At 45.3% G+C, this 9,372-nt stretch carries 7 protein-coding genes and 2 pseudogenes; all 9 read left to right on the forward strand.

From position 1 onward, the window contains the following. A pseudogene (locus F6K38_RS29465) lies at positions 1–251 on the forward strand (ABC transporter ATP-binding protein); the annotation flags it as partial. Positions 252–358: 107 nt separating this feature from the next. Further along, positions 359–1,522: a glycosyltransferase gene (locus F6K38_RS29470; protein WP_008181233.1), complete on the forward strand. Its 1,164-nt coding sequence runs from the start codon at positions 359–361 to the stop codon at positions 1,520–1,522. A 313-nt stretch (positions 1,523–1,835) separates the two neighbouring features. Next, positions 1,836–2,723 carry a glycosyltransferase gene (locus F6K38_RS29475; RefSeq protein WP_287264668.1) on the forward strand — a complete coding sequence of 296 codons (888 nt, stop codon included), beginning with the start codon at positions 1,836–1,838 and terminating at the stop codon, positions 2,721–2,723. Between the two features lie 22 nt (positions 2,724–2,745). Next, the gene (locus F6K38_RS29480) at positions 2,746–3,903 is read left to right on the forward strand and encodes a glycosyltransferase family 1 protein (RefSeq protein ID WP_008181229.1); all 1,158 of its coding nucleotides are present in this window, start codon (positions 2,746–2,748) and stop codon (positions 3,901–3,903) included. A gap of 30 nt (positions 3,904–3,933) precedes the next feature. Beyond that, positions 3,934–5,109, forward strand: coding sequence for a glycosyltransferase family 2 protein (locus F6K38_RS29485; RefSeq protein ID WP_008181227.1), 1,176 nt, complete (start codon positions 3,934–3,936; stop codon positions 5,107–5,109). A gap of 16 nt (positions 5,110–5,125) precedes the next feature. Next, positions 5,126–6,319, forward strand: coding sequence for a glycosyltransferase (locus F6K38_RS29490; protein ID WP_044492474.1), 1,194 nt, complete (start codon positions 5,126–5,128; stop codon positions 6,317–6,319). A gap of 95 nt (positions 6,320–6,414) precedes the next feature. Continuing rightward, entirely contained in the window at positions 6,415–7,638 is a 1,224-nt protein-coding gene (locus F6K38_RS29495) for a glycosyltransferase family 2 protein (RefSeq protein ID WP_008181224.1), read from the forward strand. A gap of 62 nt (positions 7,639–7,700) precedes the next feature. Further along, entirely contained in the window at positions 7,701–9,206 is a 1,506-nt protein-coding gene (locus F6K38_RS29500) for a hypothetical protein (RefSeq protein ID WP_008181222.1), read from the forward strand. A 45-nt stretch (positions 9,207–9,251) separates the two neighbouring features. Then, a pseudogene (locus F6K38_RS44475) lies at positions 9,252–9,372 on the forward strand (glycosyltransferase family 4 protein); the annotation flags it as partial.

Here is a 9,372-nt window from a genome sequence, read left to right on the forward strand (position 1 = left end):
ATGCCCAGACGGAGGCGCTGCTGATGGAAGCCTTAGAGCGGTTGATGGCAGGCAGGACAACCTTCATCATCGCCCACCGGCTGTCCACGATTCGGCAGGCAGATCGGATTGTAGTGTTGGAGCAGGGAAAGGTGGTGGAGGCGGGGACGCACCAGGAATTGCTGGAGGACGCTGGATTCTACCATCGTTTTTATGAGAGCTGTGGTTTAAGCCGATCTCCCCCTCCATATAGGTCTGCGACTTCCAGATAAGAGCAAATCGCCTGATAATCTTCGATCTGCGGTGTTAAAGCGGTTGAGATGGAAACTGAAAATACCTTAAGGACTCGTTCAAGTGAGCAGAAGGAGCTCGCATAAAGATGAAATCATCTCTTAGAGTCATTGTCACGGGGTTAATTGCCCAATACCCTCTGGGCGGAGTTGCTTGGGACTACTTTCAATATGTACTTGGATTGGCGCAGCTTGGCCACGATGTTTACTATATTGAGGATACTGGTCAATGGCCTTACAATCCGACTGAGGGTGGAGTCTCCGCTGGTTGCGACTACAACGTGCAGTATCTTGCTAACTTGATGGCCCGTTTTGGGCTGGGGGATAAATGGGCATATTGCTTCCCCTGGGAATCTCAATGGTTTGGTCTTTCCGAACAGAAACGGAACGAGGTGATTAAATCTGCGGACTTGCTGATCAATGTCTCGGGTACCCTCATGTATCCTTGGAACTATCGGCAAGTGAAGCATCTAGTTTATATCGATTCAGATCCCGCATTCACCCAGGTTAAATTAGCGCGAGGACAAGCTGACTTTCAAAAAATGGTCGATGCCCATGATATCCATTTCAGCTTTGGGGAGACACTTGCCGATGCCATACCAAAAACTGGTCACCATTGGCGTCCCACCCGACAGCCAATTGTTCTGTCGGAGTGGCATCCTTCAGCTAAGGAGCGCAATACTTTTACAACTGTGATGAATTGGACTAGTTACAAGCCAATTACCTACAATGGCTTAACTTATGGTCAAAAAGATATTGAATTTAAGAGATTTATGAAACTACCGAAGCTAGTTCCTGATGTAGAGCTTGAACTCGCCGTTAATGCTGGGAAAACTCGCCGTACCCCTCGTGAGATACTTGCTCATAATGGTTGGCAGGTAGTTGATCCCGAAAAAGTTTGTCCCGATCTGGATAGCTATCGGAACTACATCGAGTCATCGAAAGCTGAATGGAGCGTAGCCAAGAATGCTTACGTAGCAGGAAAAACCGGTTGGTTCAGTTGTCGAAGTGCCTGTTATTTAGCAGCGGGTAAACCTGTGGTAGTTCAAGATACTGGATTCTCTTCTGTGCTTCCAGTGGGTGAAGGTATCTTACCTTTTACAACGATAGAGGAGGCGGTTACTGCTATCGAGGAAGTCGAAGAAAAGTACGAGCGGCACTCAAAAGTGGCACGGGCAATTGCTGAAACTTATTTCGATTCAAATAAAGTGCTATCCCAACTCATTGAGGGGGTATACAATAGGCATGGTTAGTCCTTTACTGAGAACTGCTAATGTATTTAGACCTCAGCTACTCACAGATGGCCGCTTGCGTATTATTGTACTTGGCTACATCGTGCGTGGACCAGTAGGAGGTTTGACCTGGCATCATTTGCAATATGTAATAGGTTTGGCTCGGCTTGGACACGAGGTGTATTTTGTTGAAGATAGTGATGATTACCCTTCGTGCTACGACCCTGTAAGAGGTGTAACCGATACCAATCCAACCTACGGACTGCAATTTACAAAGCGCACGTTCGAGAAAGTAGGGCTCAATGATTGCTGGGCTTACTTCGACGCACATAAATTGCGATGGTTAGGGCCTCGTGCTGATGATATGATTCGTATCTGTACGGACGCGGATCTCTTACTAAATCTCTCCGGGATGAATCCCCTGCGCCCTTGGCTCGTAGAAATTCCTGAACGCATCTTGGTTGACACCGATCCAGTTTTTACCCAAATTCGGCATTTGACCAATCCTGATGCACGAAATCGGGCTTTACAACATACAGCCTTCCTCTCATTTGGCGAAAACATTGGCAGCCACCGATCCACTATTCCCGATGATGGACTACCCTGGAAAGCAACCCGCCAACCAATTGTCTTGGATGCCTGGCCAATAACACCAGCGCCATTACAGGGAATGTTTACCACGGTCATGCAATGGAAGAGTTATCCGGCGCGTCAGTATCAAGGAAGTCGCTATGGTATGAAGTCGGACTCATTTGAGCCTTACTTGAATCTCCCTGAAAAAGTTGGTTCTATCTTAGAACTGGCAGTTGGAAAAGCTCCCCAAGATCTCCTCTGCAGCAAGGGCTGGGTGTTACGTGACTCCCTTGAGCCGACACGGGATCCCTGGACCTATCAGCGCTACATTCAGCAGTCAAAAGCGGAGTTCAGCGTGGCTAAGCAAGGTTATGTGGCAAGTAACAGTGGCTGGTTCAGTGAGCGAAGTGCCTGCTACCTGGCGAGTGGCCGACCGGTGCTGACTCAGGAAACTGGTTTTTCCGAATGGTTGGAAACTGGGTCTGGTATTATCCCCTTTAGTACACCTGAGGAAGTTATAGCTGGCATCGAGGAGATTAACAACCATTACGAGTTCCACTGTCGCGCTGCAAGATCGATTGCTGAAGAGTTTTTCGAGGCCAGAAAAATTCTCTCATCTTTGGTGGAATGGGCAATCAAAACGACTTAAGTATTAATGGAGCGAGCATAGAGTGATTATTATTTTCTCTGGTAGTATAGGTCGTTTCCCTGTTGGCGGGCATGCTTGGATTAATATCCAGTATTTGTTGGGTTTGCGTGCACTCGGTCATGATGTCTTCTACTTAGAGGATTGCGGGCAGCAATCGTGGGTGTATGACTGGGAAAATGAGGAATCAACAAATGATTTAGAGTACCCTACTACATACATCCGTGATTGTCTTGAACCATTTGATTTTCAAGGAAAGTGGATTTACCGTGCTGGAAATCAATCTCAGGGAATGGCACTTGATGATTTCCTGGATATTTGTTCGCAGGCAGAGCTGTTAATTGTTCGTGCCGTACCGCTATCTCTATGGAGAGATGAATATAATTGGCCAAAACGTCGCATATTCATTGATGCAGACCCTGGCTTTACTCAAATGAGGCTGGTTAGCGGCGATGTGAAGCTAAGCAATATGGTTTCTCATTGTGAGCAGCTTTTCTCAATTGCTCAGCGTCTGGAGGCAACAGACTGCTCAATTCCAACAGCAGATCATAAATGGATTAAGACATTATCTCCGATATTTTTGCCGGAATGGCCTCTATTTGAACATAGTTCTAATGATTACTTTACTACTATATTCCAGTGGAAAAGTTATGGGAAGTCTCATAGCTATAACAAAGTTATCTATCAAGGAGTTCATTACGGACAGAAAGATAAAGAGTTCACTGAGTTCCTTGATTTGCCACAGTATACATCTCAGTTATTCCGGATAGCCTTGACAGGAGGAACTCCCAAGCAAATGTCTAAAAATGGATGGGAGGTTGTCCCAGGCTGGTTGGCAACCCAAACTCCATGGTCGTACCGCAAGTTTATACAAGAATCTCGCGCTGAATTTAGTGTCGCTAAACAAGGCTATGTTCTGAGTCGTGGGGGCTGGTTTAGCGATCGCAGCGCCTGCTATCTTGCCTCTGGTCGGCCGATTTTAGTGCAAGACACAGGCATTAGTGATTACTTGCCGACGGGTAAGGGGATTCTCACTTTCCGTAACCTCTCCGAAGCACTGGAGGGAATCGAGTCCATCAATGCTGATTATGAACAGCACTGTCTTGCTGCGCGTCAAATCGCAGCACAATATTTTTCCACAGATCGGGTTCTACCCCCCCTGCTTGAAGTAGCTATGAGTTGAACAGAAAAATTTTATCAAGGAGATGACAACATGCCAACAGTCACTATAGGCTTTAGCCCTCGCGAACGATTCTCTCTAGCAGCTGAGTCGTTGCAGCGAATCTTTGACCATACCCATATCCCCTTCAATTTAATTGTAGTGGATTGCAATACTCCCAAAGTTTACTGGCAACAGATTGAACAGATACTGCAGGGGCGTGAAAACGTCAAAGTTATTCACCGAGATCACTATTTGCTTCCAAACCAGTCTAGGAATCTGGTCGTTCAGGAAGCCCAAGATGAATTTCTTTGTCTAATTGAAAACGACAATTTAGTATCGGACGGTTGGCTTACTCAACTCATCACTGCTTGCGAGGAATATCCGGCGGATGTTGCCGTCCCATTACTCATGGAAGGGCGATCGAGGAAGGCTCCGGTTCACTTTGACGATCGTTTAAATCAAGTTCACTCTGTGCAAACTTCTGAAGGTATAAAATTGAAAATTTTGCCCCGTACAGATGACAAAGAAACGGATCGAGGGCAGGAGCTTAGGAAAGTCCAGTTTATGGAGCAACACTGCCTTCTGTTTCGTCGAAACGTCTTCGATCGCATAGGGCTGTATGACGAGGAACTGAACACACGGGATGAAATCGATCTGAGTTTGGCCTTATATAGTGCTGGAGTTCCAGTTGTCTTTGAGCCTAAGTGTGAGATAAATTACCTCCCGCCCTATCCTCCTTCTCCTGAAGATGAGGAATATTTTTTGATGAAATGGGATATGGATCGGGCTCATAAAAGTCATGAGCGCATTCAGAAAAAGTGGAATTTGCTTCGCATGCCTGGATCTATCGAATTCGTTAAAGATCGACGCCGAATTGCTCAGTTATCTAAAGTTAAAGAAGAACTCAAAACGCTTGTCGGTCCTGATGTTCCTTTTATCCTAGTTGACCAGGCCCGGTGGCTAGGTACTGAAATCGTTGATGGGCTCCAACCTATTCCCTTTCTTGAAAAAGATGGACAGTATTGGGGGGAGCCAGCAGACGATGAAACTGCAATTCGGGAATTGGAGCGCTTACGCCAGTTGGGAGCAACCCATATTGCCTTTGCCTGGCACACATTTTGGTGGTTGGAGTACTATTCAGAGTTTCATAACTATCTCCGTGCAAAATTTCCCTGCGTGCTAAGCAACGATCGCCTTATTGTTTTCAAGTTGGAAGAGCATCTTTAGCAAGGAGATTAGCAAATTGGAGTTATTAAGCAAATATCCACCGGCTACGGCTGGAAAAATTATTGTCTGGGGGCTGTTAGCGTCTTATCCATTCGGAGGGATGACCTGGCAGGTTCTGCACTATCTAGCAGGTCTAAGAAGACTTGGCTTTGATGTTTGGTATGTAGAGGATTCTGACAGTCCCCTTCAGGACCCCAAAACTCTCTGGCACACACCAAACTACACTGAGAATGTTAAATATCTTTCTCTATATATGAACAGTTTGGGAATGGGAGAGCGCTGGATTTTTCGTCCTCCTAGCGAACAAAATGTTTGCCTTGGAGCTGCTGATTCAGATGGATTGCAAAGGCTTTATCGAGAGGCTGATGCAGTTATCAATCTTTGCGGTGCTCATTACCTTCGTCCTGAACATAGTGAGATTAATTGTCTTATCTATTTACAAACAGATCCATTTGTAGATCAGGTGCGTGTTGCCCAAAATGAGTCTTGGTTGATCGGCCAACTTGACAGCTACAATCACTTGTTTACCTATGGATATAACCTGGGTAAAGATGACTGCCTTGTTCCTGTTGAACGGTATCAATGGCATCCCACAAGACCACCCGTCTGTATTGACTGGTGGTCTAATGTTAGTTCCTTAGAGGTGGATGCAAAGCTCACAACCATCTCAACTTGGAAGAATCTGAAAAAAGACATCGTTTGGCAAAATGAAAACTATTCTTGGCGGAAAGATTCAGAATTTCGGCGCTTCATAGATTTGCCTTTACATTCTCACTTTCCCATAGAATTAGCCCTTGAGGGAATTAGCGAGAGCGAAGCAGCTAAAATGCGTCATTATGGTTGGCAGATTATCTCAGCCCGGAATTTAACGAATCCCTCCACTTATCGGCAATATATTTGCAGCTCTTTGGGGGAATTTACAGTAACTAAAGAACAGTACGTTCGTCCCCGAACGGGATGGTTCAGCGATCGCTCTGTCTGCTATCTTGCTGCCGGTCGCCCTGTAATTACCCAGGAAACGGGGTTTAGCAAGTTTTTGCCTACAGGTAAGGGACTCTTCGCATTTCAAACCATGGAGGATATTCTGAAAGCAATGGATTCAATCAAGAGTGACTATGAGGGAAACTGTCGCGCTGCACGGGACATTGCTACTGAGTATTTTGCCGCCGAGAAGGTGATAAGTAGGTTAATGGAGAATGCAGGGTTTTAGATTTGAATTTTGTGTGTATAAATTGAGTCAAAGCCAAACATAGACAAACATTCAATTAAGATTAAAAAAGTAAATCGAGCGAGGAAAAATTAATTATGTCAACAGTAACCATCGGTTTTATTCCAAGAGAAAGATTTTCCGTTGCAGCCGAATGTCTACAACGAATTTACGATCGTACCCACATCCCTTTTAAACTGATTGTGGTGGATTGCCAAATCCCGAAAGTTTATCGACAGCAGATTGAAAACGTCTTGGAGGGGCAGAGGAATGTCAAGTTTATCCATACAGATCACCACTTACTGCCTAACCAATGTAGAAACCTGGCGATCCGAGAAGCCAAGGATGATTTCTTATGTTTGCTTGAAAATGACGTGCTTGTAGAAGACGGTTGGCTTTCCCGCCTAATTGAGGCATGTGATGAATATCCAGCAGACGTTGCTGCCCCGCTCGTACTTGAGCGATTAGGACAATTTGAGAAGGTTCACTTTGACGATCGACTAGATGATATCAAACCCATACAAACCTCTGATGGAATCAAGCTTAAAATACTTCCTCGAAGTACTCCCAAGGAGGATGACCGAAATGCTAGTGACCGCAGAACTATGAAATTTATAGAAACCCACTGTATGCTGTTCCGAACAGAGGTTTTCGATCGCATTGGCGAGTTTGATGAATCAATCACGGCTCAAGAGGAGGTTGATGTCAGCCTTGCACTTTATGACAAGCAAGTGCCCATCGTTTTTGAGCCGAAAGCCGTGGTCACCTTCTTACCTCCTCCCCCTATTTATCCTGATGAGAAAGAATACTACTACCTCAAATGGAATCCCGATACCTACCGTCAAGACTACCTGCATGTCGCTAAAAAATGTAATCTTGATAACCCTCCATCCGCAATGGGAGTGGTAACGGCACGTCGAAAATATGCCTCAGACGATAATCCGAAGAATCAGTATGCTCAACAGATTGAATACCGCACGAAGGTGGAATTAACGGCTAAAGACATTGCTAATCTTGTCTCTCCAGGCGATCCCTTCATCCTGGTTCACGATCAGCAGTTAAATCTTGGCGATGTTGCTGAAGGCCGCCAGGTCATTCCATTTCTGGAAAAAGACGGGCAATACTGGGGAACGCCACCGGATGACTCGACGGCTATCTCTGAGTTGGAAAGGATGAAAGCTGGGGAAGCTAATCTCATTGCATTTGCCTGGCCATCGTTCTGGTGGTTGGACTACTACACAGACTTTTCTCGCTATCTCCGTTCAAATTACCCATGCACTCTTGAGAATGAACGTCTAGTTGTGTTTGACCTCAAAACTTGATCGACCTGACTCTTCTATCAGCATTTATTGGTTAGGACTGATAAGCTACTGTGGGGATAAATATGAAAATCGAAAATCTTCGTTACGAAAACAAGGATGGGCTAGCAAAAGTAGTTGCGACTATCAGCTGGGAAAATTGCAATCGATCTCAGCAGGATATTTACTTTGCGACTCTGCCAGAATATAGCTCCGCTCTGTCTTTGAAAGCCGATACGTACCTGGTTGCTTGTGCTTTCCTAGCAGCAAGATATGGAGAGGAGCGGATCGCGATCGATAGCCCAGTCTGTCCAATTTTACTCGAAGGAGTACTCACTAATCTGGCTTGGCTTCACCGATATTGGGAAAAGTTTAGCCGTACTGTCCCTGTAATTGAAGCCCCGCTGGATACTCATTCAGTCTCACGACCTGAAGAGCATACGGCATTGTTTATATCAGGTGGAGTTGATTCATTATTCAGTCTTCGCCACAACCAACTTACTGTACCAGAGGGTCACCCTTTCTCTATTCGAGATGTAATCTATGTTCAGGGTGCAGGTTTTCCGGAAGACCCTAAATCAAGCCTTAAATTGGATTCCCTTGATCGATCTATTGCAAAATTCAGTGAAGTCAATAAAGAAACAGGTGTCAATCTTATACCAGTTGTAAGCAACTTACGAACCCTGGCTTATCGTGGCTATTCAGATGATGGAAAGTTTTGGCAGTACTGTTACCTTGGGGCTTCACTTGCTGCTGTTGCTCATAGTCTTGGACGGCGATTAACCAAAATTATTGTTTCTTCGGACAATCCCATCTCGGATATAGCTCCTGAAGATCTTATCTATCTAGCACCTAATTACAACAGTCAGAATTTACAGCTTATTTATTATGGTGCTCGATTCTCGCGACTTCAGAAGACGCAAGTCATCAGTGACTGGGACGTTGGGCTGAGGAACTTACATGTATGTACGGCAAACGGCAATTCAAATTGTGGGAAGTGCCTGAAATGTATTGTAACCATGACCACCTTAGAAGCACTTGGAAAGCTAAAAGGTAGTAGGGCTTTTCCGGTAGATGAAGTTTATCCAGAGCTTCTGCAAACTCTTAAACTAATGACACCGGGATATTTAAGTGATTACAGTTCCTTAGTACCTTTACTAAAAGAGCGTGGTAGAGACGACCTTGTTTTAGCCATTCAAAGACTGATTGAGTCCTATAGACCCTGGTCAGATTGGCGCGAGTTAGCGTTGCAGGAGATTAAGCGTAATATTCCTCCACAGGTCACTTTTATATTGGCAGATCAAGATGAATGGGGAACGGATGAGTGGGTAGATGAGCGTCGTCGGCTTCCTTTTCTTGAAAAAGACGGACGATACTGGGGATCGCCACCTGATGACAGGACTGCAATTTTGGAGTTAGAGAGATTAAAAGATGACGGGGCAACCTTCCTAGTTATCGGATGGCCAGCTTTCTGGTGGCTGGAACACTACGTCGATTTTTTCCACCATCTCCGCTCGAATTATCGCTGTCTTCTTGAAAATGAACGTCTAGTCATTTTTGATTTGCAAGACAAGCTGGAAGCTGCTGCCTAGGGCTAAAACTAAATTCTAAGCTGATGTTGACCCACCCCAAAAATTATGCGCATTGCTCAAGTTGCACCGCTGTGGACTAGCGTTCCCCCCTCTACCTACGGGGGGACAGAACTGATAGTGCATTTGCTCACAGAGGAGCTTGTGAGTCGTGGTCACGACGTAACTC

The organism is Moorena sp. SIO3B2, assembly GCF_010692525.1.
Taxonomy (GTDB): Bacteria; Cyanobacteriota; Cyanobacteriia; order Cyanobacteriales; family Coleofasciculaceae; genus Moorena; species Moorena producens.